This window comes from Massilia sp. ZL223, from assembly GCF_018119395.1.
Classification (GTDB): Bacteria; Pseudomonadota; Gammaproteobacteria; order Burkholderiales; family Burkholderiaceae_D; genus Telluria.
In genome coordinates this window covers 77097-97121 of sequence record NZ_JAGPWD010000020.1, presented here as the reverse complement: position 1 = coordinate 97121, position 20025 = coordinate 77097, and the positions used below count along the sequence as shown (strand labels likewise).

Annotated in this window: 17 protein-coding genes and 2 tRNA genes; 17 read left to right on the top strand and 2 right to left on the bottom strand. The window is 64.2% G+C overall.

The window, feature by feature from the left end:
- Positions 1-80: 80 nt before the first annotated feature.
- From bamB to KBW95_RS13900, 12 genes are all read left to right on the top strand, one after another.
- Positions 81-1235 (top strand): outer membrane protein assembly factor BamB, encoded by a 1155-nt coding sequence (bamB, locus tag KBW95_RS13955; RefSeq protein WP_211528535.1) that lies wholly within the window; start codon positions 81-83, stop codon positions 1233-1235.
- A gap of 9 nt (positions 1236-1244) precedes the next feature.
- Positions 1245-2588, top strand: a complete 1344-nt coding sequence (gene der / locus KBW95_RS13950; protein WP_211525665.1) for a ribosome biogenesis GTPase Der — start codon at positions 1245-1247, stop codon at positions 2586-2588.
- A gap of 141 nt (positions 2589-2729) precedes the next feature.
- Complete coding sequence (gene hfq / locus KBW95_RS13945) at positions 2730-2966, top strand: RNA chaperone Hfq (RefSeq protein ID WP_026354376.1); 237 nt, start codon at positions 2730-2732, stop codon at positions 2964-2966.
- Between the two features lie 29 nt (positions 2967-2995).
- Positions 2996-4192 (top strand): GTPase HflX, encoded by a 1197-nt coding sequence (hflX, locus tag KBW95_RS13940; RefSeq protein WP_211525670.1) that lies wholly within the window; start codon positions 2996-2998, stop codon positions 4190-4192.
- Positions 4193-4195: 3 nt separating this feature from the next.
- Positions 4196-5482 (top strand): FtsH protease activity modulator HflK, encoded by a 1287-nt coding sequence (hflK, locus tag KBW95_RS13935; protein WP_211525664.1) that lies wholly within the window; start codon positions 4196-4198, stop codon positions 5480-5482.
- Positions 5482-6354, top strand: a complete 873-nt coding sequence (gene hflC / locus KBW95_RS13930) for a protease modulator HflC (RefSeq protein ID WP_211525663.1) — start codon at positions 5482-5484, stop codon at positions 6352-6354. Before hflK ends, hflC begins: the two co-directional genes overlap by 1 nt.
- A gap of 325 nt (positions 6355-6679) precedes the next feature.
- Positions 6680-7834, top strand: a complete 1155-nt coding sequence (locus KBW95_RS13925; RefSeq protein ID WP_211525662.1) for an ATP phosphoribosyltransferase regulatory subunit — start codon at positions 6680-6682, stop codon at positions 7832-7834.
- Positions 7835-7837: 3 nt separating this feature from the next.
- A complete protein-coding gene (locus tag KBW95_RS13920; RefSeq protein ID WP_211525661.1) occupies positions 7838-9154 on the top strand; it encodes an adenylosuccinate synthase in 1317 nt (438 codons plus the stop codon).
- Positions 9155-9182: 28 nt separating this feature from the next.
- A complete protein-coding gene (locus KBW95_RS13915) occupies positions 9183-9722 on the top strand; it encodes a phosphoribosyltransferase (RefSeq protein WP_211528534.1) in 540 nt (179 codons plus the stop codon).
- Between the two features lie 171 nt (positions 9723-9893).
- Positions 9894-10490 carry a MarC family protein gene (locus tag KBW95_RS13910; protein ID WP_211528533.1) on the top strand — a complete coding sequence of 199 codons (597 nt, stop codon included), beginning with the start codon at positions 9894-9896 and terminating at the stop codon, positions 10488-10490.
- 95 nt (positions 10491-10585) lie between these two features.
- Complete coding sequence (locus KBW95_RS13905) at positions 10586-12604, top strand: ATP-binding protein (RefSeq protein WP_211528532.1); 2019 nt, start codon at positions 10586-10588, stop codon at positions 12602-12604.
- Positions 12605-12690: 86 nt separating this feature from the next.
- On the top strand, positions 12691-13158 hold the full coding sequence (locus KBW95_RS13900; RefSeq protein WP_211525658.1) for an RES family NAD+ phosphorylase: 468 nt from the start codon (positions 12691-12693) through the stop codon (positions 13156-13158).
- A 172-nt stretch (positions 13159-13330) separates the two neighbouring features.
- On the opposite strand, the gene uvrB is transcribed toward KBW95_RS13900, so the two are convergent.
- On the bottom strand, positions 13331-15427 hold the full coding sequence (uvrB, locus tag KBW95_RS13895; RefSeq protein WP_229429745.1) for an excinuclease ABC subunit UvrB: 2097 nt from the start codon (positions 15425-15427) through the stop codon (positions 13331-13333).
- A 104-nt stretch (positions 15428-15531) separates the two neighbouring features.
- Between uvrB and KBW95_RS13890 the strand changes: the two genes are divergently transcribed.
- The 5 genes from KBW95_RS13890 to KBW95_RS13870 all read left to right on the top strand — a co-directional run bounded on the left by KBW95_RS13890 (position 15532) and on the right by KBW95_RS13870 (position 18647).
- Positions 15532-16743, top strand: a complete 1212-nt coding sequence (locus tag KBW95_RS13890) for an amino acid aminotransferase (protein ID WP_211525657.1) — start codon at positions 15532-15534, stop codon at positions 16741-16743.
- A 112-nt stretch (positions 16744-16855) separates the two neighbouring features.
- Positions 16856-16931 (top strand) — tRNA-Asn (locus KBW95_RS13885).
- A 170-nt stretch (positions 16932-17101) separates the two neighbouring features.
- Positions 17102-17596: a hypothetical protein gene (locus tag KBW95_RS13880; protein WP_211528531.1), complete on the top strand. Its 495-nt coding sequence runs from the start codon at positions 17102-17104 to the stop codon at positions 17594-17596.
- A gap of 143 nt (positions 17597-17739) precedes the next feature.
- On the top strand, positions 17740-18510 hold the full coding sequence (locus KBW95_RS13875; protein WP_211528530.1) for an alpha/beta fold hydrolase: 771 nt from the start codon (positions 17740-17742) through the stop codon (positions 18508-18510).
- 61 nt (positions 18511-18571) lie between these two features.
- A tRNA-Asn gene (locus KBW95_RS13870) sits at positions 18572-18647 on the top strand.
- A gap of 232 nt (positions 18648-18879) precedes the next feature.
- On the opposite strand, the gene KBW95_RS13865 is transcribed toward KBW95_RS13870, so the two are convergent.
- Positions 18880-20019, bottom strand: coding sequence for a PepSY domain-containing protein (locus tag KBW95_RS13865; protein ID WP_211528529.1), 1140 nt, complete (start codon positions 20017-20019; stop codon positions 18880-18882).
- Positions 20020-20025 lie beyond the last annotated feature (6 nt).

Here is a 20025-nt window from a genome sequence, read left to right as displayed (position 1 = left end):
CCCCCCCCCCCCCCCCCCCCCCCCCCCCCCCCCCCCCCGGGCCTTGCGTCCTTTACGATCCAGGAACAAGGTAAAAGAATATGCGTATTAGCAGGAAGCTCGTTGGTGTTGGTGTGCTGGCCCTGATGACGGGCTGCTCGACCTTAAACTCGCTCAACCCGTTCGCATCGAAGCCGAAGGGCGACCAGCCGGCCAAGCTGGTGGAGCTGAAGGGCTCGATGGCCGTGCGCACCGCATGGAAGCTCGACATCGGCAAGGCGCGCGGCTACCAGTTCTCGCCCGCGCTGACCGGCAACACCGTGGTGGTGGCCGGCGGCGACGGCGACATCGCGCGCGTCGAAGCGACCAGCGGCAACGTGCTGTGGCGCATCAAGGCCGGCACCGGCCTGACCGCGGGCGTCGGCACCGACGGCAACCTGATCGTGGTCGGCGGCGAAGATGGCCAGCTGCTGGCCTTCGACATGGACGGCAAGGCCGTCTGGAAGACCCAGCTGTCGAGCGAACTGCTGTCGGCCCCGGTGGTAAGCCAGGGCGTCGTGGTGGCGCGCTCGCTCGACAACCGCATCGTCGGCCTGGACGCCAGGAACGGCGACAAGAAGTGGACCGTGCAAAAGATCGCTCCGCCGCTTACCCTGCGTAACGCGCCGGGCATGATCGTGGCCGGCAACGACGTCATCGTCGCCCAGCCGGGCGGCAAGCTGTCCTCGCTGATCCTGGCTACCGGCGCACCGCGCTGGGACGTCGAAGTCGGCGTGTCGCGCGGCGCGACCGAACTGGAGCGCGTGACCGACATCGGCGGCGCCCCGGTGCTGTTCGAGAACGACGTCTGCGCCGTGTCCTACCAGGGCCGCGTGGGCTGCTACGACGTGGTCACCGGCGCGCCGCGCTGGAACCGCGACCTGTCGTCCGAAGTGGGCGTGGCCGTCGACCAGCGCTTCGTCTTCGCCGCCGACGACAAGGGCGCGCTGCACGCGTTCACGCGCGACACCGGCTCGTCGAGCTGGAAGAACGACAAGCTGTCCTTCCGCCGCCTTTCGACCCCCGTGTCGTATGGCCGCGCGGTGGCCGTCGGCGACTACGAAGGCATCGTGCACTTCCTGTCTCGCGAGGACGGCAATTTCCTGGCGCGCGCCGCCACCGACGGCAGCCCCATCGTGGGTTCGCCGCTGGTTGCCGGCTCGAACCTGATTTTTCAAACACAAAACGGAACTGTGACCGCCATCGCGGTCGAATAGAATAAGTACATGAAGCCGGTAATCGCACTCGTAGGTCGTCCCAACGTCGGGAAATCGACCCTGTTCAATCGCCTGACCCGTTCGCGCGACGCGCTCGTGGCCGACCTCCCTGGTCTCACCCGCGACCGTCACTACGGCGAAGGCCGGATCGGGGACCGTCCTTTCCTGGTCATCGACACGGGCGGTTTCGAACCGGTCGCCAAGGAAGGCATCATGCACGAAATGGCGCTGCAGACGCGCCAGGCCGTCGCCGAAGCCGACGTGGTCGTGTTCATCGTCGACGGCCGCCAGGGCCTGACGCCGCACGACAAGACCATCACCGATTACCTGCGCAAGGCCGGCCGCAAGGTCATGCTCGTAGTCAATAAGTCGGAGGGCATGAAGTACACCTCCGTGACCGCCGACTTCTACGAGCTGGGCCTGGGCGATCCCTACGTGATCTCCGCCGCCCACGGCGACGGCGTGCACGACCTGGTGCGCGAGGCGCTCGACATCGCCTTCGCCGACCGCCCGGACGAGGAAGAGGAACCGGAACACCCGGACCACGGCATCAAGATCGCCATCGTCGGCCGCCCGAACGTGGGCAAGTCGACCCTGATCAACACCCTGGTCGGCGAGCAGCGCGTGATCGCCTTCGACATGCCGGGCACCACCCGCGACTCGATCGAAGTGCCGTTCGAGCGCGACGGCAAGAAATACACCCTGATCGACACCGCCGGCATCCGCCGCCGCGGCAAGATCTTCGAAGCCATCGAGAAATTCTCGGTGGTCAAGACGATGCAGTCGATCTCGGACGCCAACGTGGTCATCCTTCTGCTGGATGCGCAGCAGGACATTTCCGAGCAAGATGCCCACATCGCCGGCTTCATCCTGGAGGCGGGCAGGGCGCTCGTGGTCGTGGTCAACAAGTGGGACGGCCTGCAGTCGCACCAGCGCGACCAGGTCAAGATCGACCTCGACCGCAAGCTCGACTTCCTGGGCTTCGCCAAGACCCATTTCATCTCGGCGCTGAAGGGCACCGGCATTCCGCAAATGATGAAATCGGTCGAGGGCGCCTACAAGGCCGCCACCACCAACCTGTCGACGCCGAAGCTTACCCGCGCCCTGCAGGAAGCCATCGAGAAGCAGGAGCCCAAGCGCAAGGGCAGCATCCGTCCCAAGATGCGCTATGCGCACCAGGGCGGCCAGAATCCGCCGATTATCGTCATCCACGGCAATGCGCTGGAAGGTGTCACCGAGCCGTACAAACGTTACTTGGAGAAACATTTCCGCGATACGTTCAACCTCGTCGGGACCCCGCTGCGCATCGAACTGAAGAGCGGGAAGAACCCGTTTGCCAAGGAACAGAAATAACCGTAGCAGTACGACAAAAAGTGGCAAAACAGGTTACAGTAGCTTAGGGCTTTTCATTCGCCACAGCGGAATGTCGCCTTGACACTTGAAATCCGGCAAATCGCCACAATTTTTAAACTACAACAACATTACGGAGCTGTTATGAGCAACAAAGGGCAATTGTTACAAGACCCATTCCTGAACGCCTTGCGCAAGGAGCACGTCCCCGTCTCCATCTACCTGGTCAACGGCATCAAGCTGCAGGGCCATATCGAGTCCTTCGACCAGTACGTCGTCCTGCTTCGTAATACCGTGACCCAGATGGTCTACAAGCATGCTATTTCCACCGTCGTGCCGGCCCGTGCCGTCAACCTTAACCTCGACTCCGAAGCCGAGTAAGGATGGCTGACGCCCCCGGCACTCCCACCATGCGCGCAGCGCTGGTCGGCATCGATTTTGGTGCTGGCGATTTCAATGCCAGCCTGGAAGAGCTGTCGCTGCTTGCGCGTTCCGCCGGCGCCGACCCGATCACCACGATCACGGCGAAGCGCGCCAGCCCCGACCCCGCCCACTTCGTCGGCAGCGGCAAGGCCGACGAAATCGCCATGGCCTGCAAGGCCGAGCGTATCGACATCGTCATCTTCAACCACGCGCTGTCGCCCGCCCAGCAGCGCAACCTGGAACGCCGCCTGGAAATCCGGGTGGTCGACCGCACCAGCCTGATCCTCGATATCTTCGCCCAGCGCGCCAAGAGCCACGAGGGCAAGCTGCAGGTGGAACTGGCCCAGCTGCAGCACCTGGCTACGCGCCTGATCCGCGGCTGGACCCACCTGGAGCGCCAGAAGGGCGGTATCGGCCTGCGCGGCCCGGGTGAAACCCAGCTCGAGACCGACCGCCGCCTGATCGGCGAGCGCGTCAAGATGCTGCGTACCCGCCTGACCAAGCTGCGCAAGCAGCACGAGACTCAGCGCCGCGCGCGCGGGCGCAACCAGACCTTCTCGGTGTCGCTGGTCGGCTATACCAACGCCGGCAAGTCGACCCTGTTCAACACCCTCACCAAGGCCGGCGTCTACGTCGCGAACCAGCTGTTCGCGACCCTGGACACCACCAGCCGCCGCCTCTACCTCGGCGACGAGGTCGGCAGCGTGGTCATCTCCGACACCGTCGGTTTCGTGCGCGAACTGCCGCACCAGCTGGTGGCCGCATTCCGCGCCACCCTGGAAGAAACCATCCATGCCGACCTGCTGCTGCACGTGGTCGACGGCAATTCGCCGGTGCGCATGGAGCAGATCGAGCAGGTCAACGAGGTGCTGCGCGAGATCGGCGCCGATCACGTTCCCCAGATCCTGGTCTGGAACAAGATCGACGCGGCCGGGCTGGAACCTGGGGTCGAGCGTGATGAATATGATAAGATCAGCCGCGTTTTCATCAGCGCCCATACGGGCGCAGGGCTCGACCTGCTGCGCGACGCCATCGTCGAGGCGGCGCTGGCCGAACCCGGGCAGCAACAAAACGAAGCGCAGGACTCCGTACTGAATTTCGCACAGGGAGAACCGTCGGTGGGCGGTCCCCTGGGCGGTCCTGCCGACAATATGCCAACTTCCACCCATCACGGGCCACACTAGCCTATGCTTGTTTCTTTACTAAAACGTTTCGGCATCAAAATGTCGCTGAACGATCCGCGTTGGGGCCGCAATCCCGACGACGACCGCAAGGCCCAGGAGGGCCGCCGTCCGGGCGAGGGACCGCCCGACCTCGATCAACTCTGGCGCGACTTCAACGCCCGCCTGAACCGCATGTTCGGTAACCGCGGCAATGGCGGCGGCGACAACGGCGCGCCCGGCCGCGGCGACATGCGCGGCGCCAGCGTGACCTTCGGCGTGGTCGCCGTGATCGTCGGCCTGATCTGGCTGGCGAGCGGCGCCTTCATCGTGCAGGAAGGCCAGACCGGCGTGGTCACCACCTTCGGCAAGCTGAGCCACACCACCACGCCGGGTTTCAACTGGCGCTGGCCGTATCCGTTCCAGGCGCACGAGACCGTGAACGTCTCGCAGATCCGCACCGCCGAGATCGGCTACCGCGCCAACGTGCGCAACAAGCAGCCGCAAGAAGCGCTGATGCTGACCGACGACGAGAACATCATCGACATCCAGTTCGCGGTGCAGTACACGCTGAAGGACCCGGTCTCGTGGCTGTACAACAACCGCGACCAGGACGACACCGTGCGCCAGGTGGCCGAGACGGCCATCCGCGAAGTGGTCGGCAAGAACAAGATGGACTTCGTCCTGTACGAGGGCCGCGAGAAGGTTGCCGTCGACGTGCACCAGATGATGCAGAAGATGGTGGACCGCTACGCCCTGGGCGCCTTGATCACCAACGTGACCATGCAGGCGGTGCAGCCGCCGGAGCAGGTGCAGAGCGCCTTCGACGACGCCGTGCGCGCCGGCCAGGACCGCGCCCGCGCCCGCAACGAAGGCGAGGCCTATGCCAACCAGGTGATCCCGCAGGCGCGCGGCCAGGCCTTCCGCCTGCAGCAGGACGCCGAAGCCTACCGCTCGATGGTGGTGGAAAACGCGACCGGTAACGCCTCGCGCTTCAACCAGGTGGTGGCCGCCTACGGCAAGGCGCCGGGCGTGACCCGCGACCGCATGTACATCGACACCATGCAGCAGATCTTCACCAATACCACCAAGGTCATGGTCGACACGCGCAACAACAACGGCATGATCTACCTGCCGCTGGACAAGCTGCTGGCGCAGAGCGCCGTCAACGACGCCGCCGTGGGCGGCAAGTCCGGCCCGGTGCAGATGCAGCAGCCGCAGCAGCCGACGCCGGAAGTGACCCAAGCCATGGACTCGGCACGCCAGCGCGACGAGCGCAGCCGCGATTCCTCACGTGACCGGGAGAGCCGTTAATGAACCGCCTCGTAACCCTTTTCGTGGCGGGCTTTATTGCCCTGATGCTGCTGTCGTCCACGGTGTTCGTGGTCGACCAGCGCCGTTTCGCCATCGTCTTCGCCCTGGGCCAGGTGCGCGACGTGATCACCGAGCCGGGCCTGCACTTCAAGCTGCCGCCGCCGTTCCAGAATGTGATCTACCTGGACAAGCGCATCCTGACGCTCGATACGCCTGACGCCGACCGCTTCATCACGGCCGAGAAGAAGAACATCCTGGTGGATGCCTTCGTCAAGTGGCGCATCGTCGACCCGCGCCTGTACTACATCAGCTTCACCGGCGACGAAAGCCGCGCCCGCGACCGCATGTCGCAGATCATCAAGGCGGCCCTGAACGACGAAATCACCAAGCGCACCGTGCGCGAAGTGATCTCGGGCGAGCGCGGCGCCGTGATGGCGGCGGTGCAGCAGAAGGTGGTGGCCGAAGCCAAGGAGATCGGCGTCGGCATCGTCGACGTGCGCCTGAAGCGCGTGGACTACATCGAGCAGATCAACAACTCCGTGTACGAGCGCATGCGCGCCGAGCGCGTGCGGGTGGCCAACGAGCTGCGCTCGACCGGCGCCGCCGAGTCCGAGCAGATCCGCGCGGATGCGGACCGCCAGCGTACCGTGATCATCGCCGAGGCCTTCCGCGAGGCGGAGAAGATCAAGGGTGACGGCGATGCGAAGGCGACCGCGATTTATGCGGATGCGTTTGGCAAGAATCCGGAGTTCGCGAAGTTCTATCGCTCGCTGGAGGCGTATCGCGCCAGCTTCAAGGATCGCAACGACGTGCTGGTGATGGATCCGAACTCGGAGTTCTTCAAGTACTTCAAGCAGCCGGGCGGGAAGTGATGGTTTGTTCTGGCCGCTCCTGCTAGGGCAGGGGCGGGCGGGGCGGCGGTTCACGAACATTTGGGTTCCGGCGAAGGCCGGAACCCAAGTTCGTTCCGCAGCCACTAACGCAAACTCCATCCTCAATACCCCTAATTTCCACTTGTCTATAGTGGCAATTTGCCAACCCACCTGCTGCCAAACAAGCATTCCCCGCCAGTTAACCCGCGTTTTCGGTTAAAATTGCCGATTCGGCGCTCGCGCCGCGCGTCGACACGTCTGCTGTTTCCACGTTGCCACGACGCTGTTGCTCTCTTTAAAATCCAACATCCAACCGCTGTTGCCCATGCCGAACTGGCTATTGCCTGAGAATATTGCCGATGTCTTGCCGTCCGAAGCGCGCAAGATCGAGGAACTGCGCCGCCTGATGCTGGACAACTTCCGGCTCTACGGTTACGAGCTGGTGATGCCGCCACTGCTCGAGTACACCGACTCGCTGCTGGCCGGCGCCGGCGAAGACACCGACCTGAAGACCTTCAAGGTCGTCGACCCGATGTCCGGCCGCCTGCTCGGCCTGCGCGCCGACATGACCACCCAGGTCGCCCGCATCGACGCCCACCTGCTGAACCGCGATTCCGTCACCCGCCTGTGCTACGCCGGTTCGGTGCTGCATACCCGCCCGTCGGGCCTGCACGCCACCCGCGAGCCGGTGCAGATCGGCGCCGAGATCTACGGCCACGCCGGCCTCGAAGCCGACGCCGAGATCCAGGAACTGGCCCTCGGCTCGCTGGCCCTGGCCGGTTTCACCGACGTGCGCCTCGACCTGTCGCACGTCGGCGTGCTGCGCGCCCTCCTGAGCGAAGACCCGGCCGCGCGCCGCGACGAAAGCCAGATCTACTGCCTGCTGCGCGCCAAGGATGCGGCCAGCCTGGATGAGATCTCGAAGAACTACTACCCGCAAACCCGCCAGGCCCTGCTGGCCCTGCCGCAGCTGTACGGCGACATCGACGTCTTGGCCACGGCCAGGGAAGTCCTGCCGCAGCTGCCAGGCATCACCCGTGCGCTGGCCGAGCTGGCCGCGCTGGCGGGTTCCGCTATCGGCCGCGCCGACGTGGCGATCGACCTGGCCGACCTGCGCGGCTACCAATACGAAAGCGGCGCCATGTTCGCGCTCTACGTGCCCGGCCTGCCGAACGCGGTGGCGCGCGGCGGCCGCTACGACCACGTGGGCGAGGCCTTCGGCCGCGCCCGCCCGGCAACCGGCTTCTCGCTCGACCTGCGCGAGCTGGCCCGCCTGCTGCCGCTAGCTTCGCGCAAGCATTCCATCCGCGCGCCATGGGGCAACGCCCCGGAACTGCGGGAAAAAATCGCTGACCTGCGCAAGGCAGGCGAAGTCGTGATCCAGAGCATGCCTGGTCACGAGAATGTTCAGGACGAGTTCGAGTGCGACCGCGTGCTCGTCCTCGAAAACGGAAATTGGATTCTCAAAAACTTAGGTTAAGTGATGTCAAATACTAACGTGGCAAAGAACGTCGTCGTCATCGGCACCCAGTGGGGCGACGAAGGCAAGGGTAAGATCGTCGACTGGCTGACCGACCACGCCGCCGGCGTGGTGCGCTTCCAGGGCGGCCATAACGCTGGTCACACCCTGGTGATCAAGGGCCAGAAAACCGCGCTGCAGCTGATCCCCTCGGGCATCATGCGCGAAGGCGTGGCCTGCTACATCGGCAACGGCGTCGTCGTCTCGGTGCCGGACGTCCTGCGCGAAATCGACAAGCTGGCCGCTGCCGGCGTCGAAGTCGTGTCGCGCCTGAAGATCTCGGAAGCCTGCCCGGTCATCCTGCCTTACCACGTCGCCATCGACAAGGCGCGCGAAGCCAAGCGCGGCGAGAACAAGATCGGCACCACCGGCAAGGGCATCGGCCCGGCCTACGAAGACAAGGTGGCGCGCCGCGCGATCCGCATCGCCGACATGCTCAACCCGGAGCGTTTCGCCGAGAAGCTGAAGGAAAACCTCGAATACCACAACTTCGTCCTGGTGAACTACCTGGGCGGCGAGGCGATCGACTTCCAGCAGACCTACGACGACGCGATGGCACAGGTAGAGCGCCTGCGTCCGATGGTCGGCGACGTGTCCTCGCTCCTGCACGCCGCGCACAAGGCCGGCGGCAGCCTGCTGTTCGAAGGCGCCCAGGGTTCGCTGCTGGACGTCGACCACGGCACCTACCCGTTCGTCACCTCGTCGAACTGCGTGGCGGGTAACGCCGCCGCAGGCGCCGGCGTGGGCCCGGGCATGCTGCACTACATCATGGGCATCACCAAGGCCTACACCACCCGCGTGGGTTCGGGGCCGTTCCCGGCCGAGCTGCCGACCGACCAGGGTGTCGGCGAGCACCTCTCGCGCGTGGGCCACGAGTTCGGCACCGTCACCGGCCGTGCGCGCCGCTGCGGCTGGTTCGACGCCGCGCTGCTGCGCCGCTCGGTCCAGATCAACGGCGTGTCGGGCATGTGCCTGACCAAGCTGGACGTGCTGGACGGCCTGGAGTCGCTCAAGCTGTGCACCGGCTACACGATCGACGGCCGCTCGGTCGACATCTTCCCGGTCGGCGCCGAAGAAGCCGCCCGCTGCGTGCCGGTGTACGAAGAAATGCCGGGCTGGAAGGAGACCACCGTCGGCGCCAAGTCGATGGAAGACCTGCCGGCGAATGCCCGCGCTTACATCAAGCGCATCGAAGAACTGGTCGGCATCCCGATCGACATGGTGTCGACCGGCCCGGACCGCGAAGAAACCATCGTGCTGCGCCATCCGTTCGCGGCCTGATTCAATATAAAAATAGGAATAGCCTGAAATGAACACCCCTGCATCGACCGACAAGGACCTCTGGGTATCCTGGGACGAGTACAACCGCCTGGTCGAGCGCCTTGCGCTGCAAGTGTATGAATCGAACTGGAAGTTCGACATGGTGCTGTGCCTGGCGCGCGGCGGCGTGCGCCCGGGCGACGTCATCTCGCGCATCTTCGACGTGCCGCTGGCGATCCTGTCGACCAGCTCCTACCGCGAAGAAGCCGGCACCAAGCAGGGCAACCTGGACATCGCCAAGTACATGACGATGACCAAGGGCCCGCTGGCTGGCCGCATCCTGCTGGTCGATGACCTGGCCGACTCCGGCGTGACCCTGCAGCGCGTGCGCGAGCACCTGCAGACCAACTACCCGGACGTCACCGAAGTGAAGTCGGCCGTCATCTGGGTCAAGGGCACGTCAAGCTTCAAGCCGGACTATCACCTCGAAGACCTGCCGCACAACCCGTGGATCCACCAGCCGTTCGAAGACTACGACGGCCTGCGTCCGCACCAGCTGGCGGCATGGATGAAGAAGTTCGAGAAGTAATCGCGCAAGACGCCTGGCGTCCGGCGAAGAGCGGGGAAGGCGCGAGCCTTTCCCGCTTTTTTTTGCCCTTTCTCTTGGGGATCGTTTATTTCCGCACGGATCGGACTCGTCAGATATATATCGGTTAAGATTGCAACACGGCCCTACCGGCCACGCCAACAATAAGAACCCATGACCCAAAGCTTCTTCCAGACCTTCATCCTGCTGATCCTCGTCACCGATCCCTTCGGCAACGTCCCGCTGTTCGCTGCCGCGCTCAAGGATGTGGCCCCGCAGCGCCGCCCACGCATCGTGGTGCGCGAGTGCGCGATCGCCTTCCTGCTGCTGCTGGTCTTCATGTTCTTCGGCCAGCACTTCCTGGAAGCGCTGCACCTGAGCCCGGTCTCCCTGCGCATCGGCGGCGCCGTCATCCTGCTGATGATCGCGATCCGCATGATCTTCCCGCATCCGGACGGCGTGCTGGGCCGCAGCGAGCATGGCGAGCCCTTCATCGTGCCGCTGGCGATTCCGGCGCTGGCAGGTCCGTCGGCCCTGGCCACCGTGCTGCTGTTCAGCTCGGCCAGCTTCTCCGAGACCATGGTGCACGTCGCGGCCCTGGCGGCGGTGGGCGTGGTGTGGCTGGCCGTGTTCCTGAGCGCCGAGCGCCTGCAGCAGAAGCTGGGTCCGCAGGTCATGACCGCCTTCGAACGCCTGATGGGCCTGATCCTGACGGCGATGTCGATCGAGATGCTGCTGGGCGGTATCCGCGAGTTCGTCAAGACGCTGTAATCCAACGTGGCTTTCCAGCCGTGCGGAAGGGTGTCGGACAAATCTGGCACACTGAGGCCGGCGCGGTGACGCGTCTCCACCCTGATATCACAACAATGAAACAGGAACACGCGATCCCTTCCGAATGGCTGCCCTTCCTGAGCGGCGGCGGCATGATGGGCGCCATGATGCGCTCCCACGACTGGTCCAGTTCGCCATTGGGGCATCCGCGCACCTGGCCGCAGGCCTTGCGGACCGTCGTCGGGCTCATGCTCAACTCCAAGTTCCCCATGTTCGTCGCCTGGGGACCGGAGCTCGGATTCCTGTACAACGATTCCTACGTGCCGATCCTGGGCGAGAAGCACCCGGACGCGCTGGGCGCGCGCTTCCACGACATCTGGGCCGAGATCTGGGACGACATCCATCCGCTGATCGTGCGTGCGCTGCGCGGCGAGGCCACCTACATGGACCGGCTGCCGTTGCGCATGCATCGCCACGGCTACGACGAAGACACCTGGTTCACGTTTTCGTACTCCCCGGTGCGCGACGAGAGCGGGACCGTGGCCGGCATGTACTGCGCCTGCGTGGAGGCGACCGCCGAAGTACTGGCCGAGCGCTACCGCGAGGAAGAGAACCAGCGCCTGATGGCGCTGTTCGAACAGGCGCCGGGCATCATCGCCGTGCTGCGCGGGCCAAACCATGTGTTCGAGCTGACCAACCATTCCTACCTTGAGCTGATCGGCCAGCGCGAGCTGGTCGGCAAACCGGCGCGCGAAGCGCTGCCGGAAGTGGCGGGGCAGGGCTTCTTCGAGCTGCTCGACCAGGTCTACGACTCAGGGCAGCCCTTCGTCGGGCACGACGTGTCCCTGCGAATCCAGCGTGAGCCCAACGCGCCGCTCGAGGAGCGCTTCATCGATTTCGTGTACCAGCCCTTCCGCGACCACAAGGGCGAGGTGGCCGGCATCTTCGTCGAAGGCAGCGACGTCACGGCGCGCAAGCACGTGGAGGACGAGCTGCGCGCGGCCAACAGCCAGAAGGACCAGTTCCTGGCCATGCTGGCGCACGAGCTGCGCAATCCGCTGGCGCCGATCACCACGGCGGCCCAGCTGCTGCAAAGCGGGCAGCTGGATGCGCAGGGCATCCGTAACGCCAGCAATATCATCGCGCGCCAGGCCGAGCACATGACGGACCTGGTGAACGACCTGCTTGACGTATCGCGCGTGACGCGCGGCCTGGTGACGATCGAGAAGGAAGACCTGGACCTGATCGAGGTCGTGGCCGAAGCGGTGGAGCAGGTGCGGCCGCTGATCGACGCGCGCCGCCACGAGCTGCGCACCGAGATCGCGAGCGAGCCGCTGCACGTCGCGGGCGACCGCACGCGCCTGATCCAGGTGCTCTCGAACATCCTCAACAACGCCGCCAAGTACACGCCGCCGGGCGGCCTGATCGTGCTACGGGTGCGCCGCGATGCCGAGGGCGTGACGATCGCGGTGTGCGATAACGGCCAAGGCATCGAGCCGCAGGTGCTGCCCTACATCTTCGACCTGTTCATCCAGGCCGAGCGCACGCCGGATCGTTCGCAGGGCGGCCTGGGCATCGGCCTGGCGCTGGTCAAGAGCCTGGTGGTGCTGCACGGCGGCCGGGTCGAGGCGCACAGCAAGGGGGCTGGCCGCGGCAGCGAATTCGTCGTGCACTTGCCGCTGCTGGCCACGCCGGCCATGTTCGAGGCGGCGCCCGCGCCGGCTCCGCTGGATACGGACAGCGGCCTGCGCGTGCTGGTCGTGGACGACAACGTCGACGCGGCGCAGATGCTGGCGACCCTGCTGGAGATGAACGGCCACCACGTGAGCATCGAATATGACGGCAAGGGCGCGCTGGCGCGGGCCGCCAGGGAGCATCCGCAGGTGACCTTGCTCGACATCGGCCTGCCCGACATCGACGGCCACGAGCTGGCGCGCCAGCTGCGAGCCGCGCCCGGGACGGCGGGCACGGTGCTGATCGCGCTGACCGGCTACGGCCAGCCAGAGGACCAGAAGCGCGCGCAGGAGGCGGGCTTCGATTACCACATGGTCAAGCCGGCCGACCTGGCGCGGCTGCTCGAACTGCTGGCCGAGGTGAAGGCGCGGCGCGGCTAGACCTGTCCGCGCCATCCGTGCGCGGCGGGGCAGGGCCTGCGCTGTATGCTGGTTTTAACAGCGATAACACGACAGGAACTGGTCCCATGAGAACCTGGAGAATTGCCAACGAGGGCGCGGCGCTCGACCGCTCGTGCGAGGGCGCCAGGAAGAGTGGAGGGCACTGGCACGAAGAGGGCTGCGCGGCGCTCTACAGCGCGATGACAGCGGAGCTGGCGGTGCTGGAGAAGTTCGTGCACAGCGAGGGCGACGAGCCGGACCTGGTGCTGGTGGCGGTGGATGTGCCGGATGATCTTGAGTTAGGTGTGGATATGCCGGCGGAGCGGCTGCCGAATGGCTGGGACGATATCGAAGACGCGGGGAGTGCGGCGAGCTTCGGGACCAACTTCCTGAAGGATTGCGAGTACCTCTACATGCGGGTGCCGTCGGTGATCGTCAGGGAAGGGTGGAATCTGGTGATCAATCCGGAGCATCCGGCGTATGAGCGGGTGGAGCTGAGTATTGTGCGGTCGTTCAGTTTCGATCCGAGGATGTTCGACAGGCCGTCGAAGTGAAGCGACATTCATCGTGGCGCGCTACCTGTAAACGTCATCCCCGCGAAGGCGGGGACCCAAGTCAGTTGCGCAGCCGGGAAATACGCTATCGGTCTACAAGCAAACTTGGGTCCCCGCCTTCGCGGGGATGACGTGTCAAGGGAGCGGGTGAGCCGACGCGTTGCCGGCCTGCTTACTTACCCAACATCGACACCACATTATCCGCCCCCGGCGCACCAAACGCCTGCTGCTTGAGCACATGCAGCTGATCCCGCACCTGCGCCGCCTTCTCGAACTCGAGGTTCTTGGCGTGGTCCACCATGAGCTTCTCGAGGCGCTTGATCTCCTTGCTGATCTGCTTCTCGCTCATCGACTCGACCTTGGCCGTCGCCGCGTCCTCGTGGATGCCCTCGACCATGGCCTTCTGCGCGGCGTTGCTGTACACGCCGTCGATCATTTCCTTGATCTTTTTCTGCACCCCTTTCGGCGTGATGCCGTTCGCCTCGTTGAACGCGATCTGCTTGGCGCGGCGGCGCTCGGTTTCGTCGATCGCGCGCTTCATCGAATCGGTGATCTGGTCCGCATACAGGATCGCCACGCCGTTCAGGTTACGCGCCGCGCGGCCGATGGTCTGGATCAGCGAACGCTCGGAACGCAGGAAGCCTTCCTTGTCCGCGTCCAGCACCGCCACCAGCGACACTTCCGGCAAGTCCAGGCCCTCGCGCAGCAGGTTGATGCCGACCACCACGTCGAAGGTGCCAAGGCGCAGGTCGCGCAGGATCTCCACGCGCTCCACCGTCTCGATGTCGCTGTGCAGGTAGCGCACCTTGATGCCGTGGTCGCCCAGGTATTCCGTGAGCTGCTCGGCCATGCGCTTGGTCAGCGTGGTCACCAGCACGCGCTCGTCCTTGGCGATGCGGTCGTTGATCTCGCTCATCAGGTCGTCCACCTGCGACAGGGCAGGCTTGACGATCACCTTCGGGTCCACCAGGCCGGTCGGACGCACCACCTGCTCGACCACGTTGTCGGCCTTTTCCTTCTCATAATCGGCGGGCGTCGCGGAGACGAAAATCGTCTGGCGCATCTTGCCTTCGAACTCGGTGAATTTCAGCGGCCGGTTGTCCAGCGCGGACGGCAAACGGAAGCCGTAGTCGACCAGGTTGGTCTTGCGCGAACGGTCGCCGTTGTACATCGCGTTGAGCTGACCGATCATCACGTGCGACTCGTCCATGAACATCAGCGCGTCCTTGGGCAGGTAGTCGATCAGGGTCGGCGGCGGCTCGCCCGGCATCGCGCCGGACAGGTGGCGCGAGTAGTTCTCGATGCCTTTCGTGAAGCCGATCTCGGCCAGCATCTCGAGGTCGAAACGGGTGCGCTGTTCGAGGCGCTGTTCCTCGATCAGCTTGTTCTCCTTGCGGAAGTATTCGAGGCGGTCGCGCAGCTCGGCCTTGATCGATTCGACCGCGCGGATCACGGTGCTGCGCGGCGTGACGTAGTGCGAGCCCGGGTAGACGGTGAAGCGCGGGATCTTCTGGCGCACGCGGCCCGTAAGCGGGTCGAACAGCTGCAGCGATTCGATTTCGTCGTCGAACATCTCGACGCGGATCGCGAGCTCGGCGTGTTCCGCCGGGAAGATGTCGATGGTGTCGCCGCGCACGCGGAAGGAGCCGCGCGCGAAGTCCATCTCGTTGCGCGTGTACTGCATCTGGATCAGGCGCGCGATGATGTCGCGCTGCGCCACCTTGTCCTTGTGGCGCAGGGTCAGGATCATCTTGTGGTATTCGTTCGGATTACCGATACCGTAGATCGCCGACACCGTGGCCACGATGACCACGTCGCGCCGCTCCATCAGCGACTTGGTGCACGACAGGCGCATCTGCTCGATGTGCTCGTTGATCGACGAGTCCTTTTCGATGAACAGGTCGCGCTGCGGCACGTAGGCTTCCGGCTGGTAGTAGTCGTAGTAGGAGACGAAATACTCGACCGCGTTTTGCGGGAAGAATTCGCGGAACTCCGCATACAGCTGGGCCGCCAGGGTTTTGTTCGGTGCGAACACGATCGCCGGACGGCCCGCCTGGGCAATCACGTTGGCCATCGTGTAGGTCTTGCCGGAACCGGTTACGCCAAGCAGCGTCTGGTACATCAGGCCATCGTTGATGCCTTCGACCAGACCCTCGATCGCGGTCGGCTGGTCGCCCGCCGGCGGGAAGGGCTGGTGCAGCTTGAATGGCGATCCGGGATAGGTGATGACGGCCGGTTCGGGAGATGTTGCGATGGATAGATCAGCCATACTTTCAGACCTTTGCTAGAATGGGAGTCCGCTTGCGGCACTGCAGCACGAGTGCCGCTGTCTATACAACCGCTGCGAACAGCCGACAAATTCAGTTTATCACGATGACTTCCACCGCCTCTGCCAGCCTCTTCGGCGCCATTGAAATGGCCCCGCGCGACCCGATCCTGGGTATCACCGAAGCATTCAATGCCGACACCAACCCCGAGAAAATCAACCTCGGCGTGGGCGTGTACTATGACGATAATGGCAAGGTGCCTTTGCTGCAGTGCGTGCAAAAGGCGGAAGCGAAGCTGATGGAACAGCCGGCCCCGCGCACCTACCTCCCGATCGACGGTCTGGCGGCGTACGACAAGGCCGTGCAAGAGCTGGTATTTGGGGCCGACAGCGCCGTAATTCAAGAGAAGCGCGCGATCACCGTGCAGGCCCTGGGCGGCACCGGCGCGCTCAAGATCGGCGCCGACTTCCTCAAGCGTTTCGTGCCGGGCGCGGACGTCTACATCAGCGACCCGAGCTGGGAAAACCACCGCGCGCTGTTCGAGAGCGCCGGCTTTGCCGTCAATAACTATACCTACTACGATCCGAGCACCCGCGGCGTGAACTTCGCCGGCATGCTGGAAGCCCTCAAGGCCATGCCGAAGGGTTCGATCGTGGTCCTGCACGCCTGCTGCCACAACCCGACCGGCGCCGACCTGGACCAGGACCAGTGGGGCCAGGTGATCGACGTCGTGCGCGAGAACGGCCTGGTGCCGTTCCTGGACATGGCTTACCAGGGCTTCGCCAACGGCATCGCCGAAGACGGCGCCGTAGTGCGCCGCTTCGCCGCCACCGGCATGCCGCTGCTGGTGTCGAACTCGTTCTCGAAGTCCTTCTCGCTGTACGGCGAGCGCGTCGGCGCGCTGTCGATCGTCGCCACCAGCGCCGAGGAAGCCGCGCGCGTGATGTCGCAAGTTAAACGCGTGGTGCGCACCAACTACTCGAATCCGCCGACCCACGGCGGCAAGGTGGTCGCCACCGTGCTGTCGAACCCTGAACTGCGCCAGTTGTGGGAAGACGAGCTGGGCGCGATGCGCGTGCGCATCCGTGAAATGCGCGGCGCCATGGTCGAGAAGCTCAAGGCCAAGGCGCCGGGCCACGATTTCGAATTCGTGCGCCACCAGGTCGGCATGTTCTCGTACTCGGGCTTGACGAAAGAGCAGGTCGGCAAGCTGCGCGAGCAGTCGATCTACGCGGTGGACACCGGCCGTATCTGCGTCGCCGCGCTGAATTCGAAGAACATCGATCGCGTCGTTGACGCAGTCGCCAAAGTTCTCTAAAATCTCGGCTCTCTGGAACTGCTGTTTGGTTCTGGAGAGCAGTAAATGTGGTTTCGGAAACAGGCGCGAGTTTGACAGACCTGATCCGGGACCCCTATAATGCATTACCTATTCCCTGATAGCTCAGTCGGTAGAGCGACGGACTGTTAATCCGCAGGTCCCTGGTTCGAGTCCAGGTCGGGGAGCCAGAATTCTGATACGGGAGCTCATAGCGATATGAGCTCCCGTTTTCATTTCCTCTATCCCATTTTTTCTCAGCTCAATACGCTTCGATGCGATTGGCAACGTCTGCCTCCATCGTCCGGCTAGGATGCTTGCATCCGCATGGCGCTGTGCGGTTGTTCTGGAAGGAATGGCGATGACGAATTCGAGACAATGTGAGGTGGTTTCCAGGCTTGGATTCCCGCTTCCCCTTTGGCGAAACCTGCTGCTGTTCCAGTCGTACCGGCAACTGCAATCGTGGATCTTGATTGTTGTCGGCACGGTATGGCTGGTCTGCTTCGCCACCCGGTTTTTCGCATCCCACATGCTGCCGATCGGCGTGGCGCTGATGGGTGTGAGCTGCGGTGCGCTGATCTCGGTCGCAATGAGCATTCCCGCCGAGTTTCATGTCCTGCGCAGGCCGGAGCGCCTCACCGGCCTATTGGCAAGCCGGCTCCAGTATCTCGGTTACATGGAGCTGTCGAGTACTGGCGATGTGATCGTCTACAGGCAAAGGGGGCCGCGCTGCCTGAGGTGGGATGAGAGCAATGTCAGCGTCAGGGAATATCCCGACAAGATCGTCGTTCGCGGAGCATGGTTTATCGTTGCCGACCTGAGGCGTTGGATACAGCGTGAGGAGGGTGCGGCATGATTCTCGCTGGCGCGAACTGGCACAGGGCCGTATCTGCGATACGGTCTTTTTATTTTCCGAGTTCGGTATGCATCGGAATCGGGTTGCGCCGTCGTCGCGTTGATCGTAGCCTAGGCGCGTCGTTGAGAATAAGGAATAGCTGAGTGAAACATTTGCCGAAGAGCCATGCCACGCTGATCGACAAGCAGGTCTTCCGGTTTTCCAAGTCGGGGCAGGGTAGTCCTTCGATCGTTCTCCTGGCCGGGGCGGGCGGGCCGCTGGATTCCTGGCATAAGCTGTATCCCGAGATCGAGCAGCTGGGCACCGTGTTCGCCTACGACCGTCCCGGCGTGGGCGGCAGCGCCAAGCCGCGCGAGCCGCAGTATGGCGAGACCGTGGTGGCCCAGCTGCGCCAGCTGCTGCTGGCGGCCGACGTGAAGCCGCCCTTCGTGGTGGTCGGACATTCGTTCGGCGGATTGCACGCCAATCTGTTCGCGCGCGAGTTTGCGGATGAGGTCTGCGGCGTGCTGTTCCTGGAGGCGACGGCGCCGGAGGACGTGACAAACATGAAGCGGCATCAATCGCGCCTGCAGCGTGCCTTTGTGGGCTTCCTGGACCGGCTGTCGCCGCGCGATGTCAATGATGAGATCCGCAATGAAGCGGAGACGGTGAAAGACATTCTCGAAGCGCCTGCGTTTCCTCCCGTGCCGGTGATGGTAGTGTCGGGCGGCAAGCGCCTGCCGCGCTGGATCATGCCGGAAGCAGCGGTGCGCGAGCGCGAGCGCACTCAGCTGGGGCTGGCCGCCTTGTCGCCGCTGGGCGAGCGGATCGTGGCCGAGGGCAGCGGGCATTTCCCGCAGATGTCGGAACCGCAAGTCGTGCTCGAGGCCTTGAAGCGGCTGGTGACGCGTTCGAGGAACGCGGTGCAGGGCTGATTTCCTTTTGTTATCGCAGCATTTGCCAAAACGGAAGAAGCAGGTATAATGCGGCCTCCTTTCCCTGATAGCTCAGTCGGTAGAGCGACGGACTGTTAATCCGCAGGTCCCTGGTTCGAGTCCAGGTCGGGGAGCCAGAATTCGAAGGGCCGCATGTGAATGCGGCCCTTTTTGCGTTTGCGGCGTTACCGACACAGGTTTCAACGAACCACCCCGAAAATACATCAACCTCATTCCGGCGGAGGCCGGAATCCAAGTCCTTTGCGCAGCCGGGAACACGTTATTAGGCTGCGTGCAAACTTGGATCCCGGCCTTCGCCGGGATGACGTTGGTGGAGGTGTGGAATGAGTAAAGGGTGGTGACTTCGGGTTAGCTGATGGCCTGCTCGGGCAGACCTTGCAACGCAGCCTGCTTCTGCTCCGCCGTCACCTTCCTCCGCTTCCACCATAGCACCAGCCCGCTCCACAGCACCCAGATGCTCAGCAGATCCAGTCCCAGCCACAGCAGCTTGAGCGCCACCCCGCCATAATCCCCGAAGTGCAGCGGCTGCGACAGCATCAGGGTCGACACATACCACGGCATCTCTCCCGTCGTCACTACCGTGCCAGTGCGGGCATCGATCATCACGATCGACAGCAGTTTGGAGGTGAGCGGCGTACTCCCCTGCATGAAGGCCATAAAGTGCTGCGGGGTCGCGAAATCATTGCCGGGATAGGCCATGAAGCTCAGCGTCTTGCCCGGCGCAGCCTCCAGCGCCGCCTTCACCGCCGCATCGGCGGACACCTTGCCTGTCACCGCAGGCTGCCCGCGGAACGGTTCCGCCAGCGCCTTCAGCTCGCTCGCCTGCCAGGCCGCGAAGATCGGCTGGTTGAGCGCATTGATCGTTCCGGTCACGCCCACCACCAGCAGCCACACCAGGGTCACCATGCCCAGCAGGTTGTGCTGATCGAGCCATTTGAGCCGCGTGGCGCGGTCGCGCCGGATGCTGCCGAAGCGCAGCTTCTTCATGTATGGCCCGTACACATAAATGCCGGACACGATGGACGCCGCCAGCAGCACTCCCATCAAGCCCAGGAACAGGGTCCCGCCGATGCCCATGTACATGTCGACATGCAGGCGCAGCATCACGTCCATGAAGCCTTTGCCGAGCGGGTATTCGTTCAGGAACTCCCCGGTGCGCGCATCGTAGGTGTAGAAGGCCGTCAGGCCAGGCGAATCGATGCGGTCCGCCATGCGCACGTAGAGCAGGTCCGGCTCGTCCGCCTCGGCCACCAGGAACTGCGGCACGTCCTGCGGGCGCCGGGCCTGGGCATCGGCGACGATGGCGTCGATGCTGGCGCGGCCGGTGTGTCCGGCCTCCAGCTGCGGCGCATCGGCGCTGGTGCCCAGCAGGTGGCTGATCTCGTGCGAGAAGATCAGCGGCAGCCCCGTCAGGCACAGCATCAGCAGGAACAAGGTCGAGATCAGGCTGGTCCATTTGTGCACGGTGTACCAGGCGCGGAAGCTCATGCTGTT

Bases quoted from the DNA above. Each gene is read 5' to 3' on its own strand.
- KBW95_RS13900 (WP_211525658.1), top strand. From the start codon at position 12,691: ATGAGAACCTGGAGAATTGCCAACGAGGGCGCGGCGCTCGACCGCTCG.
- hflK (WP_211525664.1), top strand. From the start codon at position 4,196: ATGCTTGTTTCTTTACTAAAACGTTTCGGCATCAAAATGTCGCTGAAC.
- KBW95_RS13905 (WP_211528532.1), top strand. From the start codon at position 10,586: ATGAAACAGGAACACGCGATCCCTTCCGAATGGCTGCCCTTCCTGAGC.
- KBW95_RS13865 (WP_211528529.1), bottom strand. From the start codon at position 20,019: ATGAGCTTCCGCGCCTGGTACACCGTGCACAAATGGACCAGCCTGATC.
- der (WP_211525665.1), top strand. From the start codon at position 1,245: ATGAAGCCGGTAATCGCACTCGTAGGTCGTCCCAACGTCGGGAAATCG.
- KBW95_RS13920 (WP_211525661.1), top strand. From the start codon at position 7,838: ATGTCAAATACTAACGTGGCAAAGAACGTCGTCGTCATCGGCACCCAG.
- hflC (WP_211525663.1), top strand. From the start codon at position 5,482: ATGAACCGCCTCGTAACCCTTTTCGTGGCGGGCTTTATTGCCCTGATG.
- hflX (WP_211525670.1), top strand. From the start codon at position 2,996: ATGCGCGCAGCGCTGGTCGGCATCGATTTTGGTGCTGGCGATTTCAAT.
- KBW95_RS13925 (WP_211525662.1), top strand. From the start codon at position 6,680: ATGCCGAACTGGCTATTGCCTGAGAATATTGCCGATGTCTTGCCGTCC.
- KBW95_RS13910 (WP_211528533.1), top strand. From the start codon at position 9,894: ATGACCCAAAGCTTCTTCCAGACCTTCATCCTGCTGATCCTCGTCACC.
- KBW95_RS13880 (WP_211528531.1), top strand. From the start codon at position 17,102: ATGACGAATTCGAGACAATGTGAGGTGGTTTCCAGGCTTGGATTCCCG.
- KBW95_RS13915 (WP_211528534.1), top strand. From the start codon at position 9,183: ATGAACACCCCTGCATCGACCGACAAGGACCTCTGGGTATCCTGGGAC.
- bamB (WP_211528535.1), top strand. From the start codon at position 81: ATGCGTATTAGCAGGAAGCTCGTTGGTGTTGGTGTGCTGGCCCTGATG.
- hfq (WP_026354376.1), top strand. From the start codon at position 2,730: ATGAGCAACAAAGGGCAATTGTTACAAGACCCATTCCTGAACGCCTTG.
- KBW95_RS13890 (WP_211525657.1), top strand. From the start codon at position 15,532: ATGACTTCCACCGCCTCTGCCAGCCTCTTCGGCGCCATTGAAATGGCC.
- uvrB (WP_229429745.1), bottom strand. From the start codon at position 15,427: ATGGCTGATCTATCCATCGCAACATCTCCCGAACCGGCCGTCATCACC.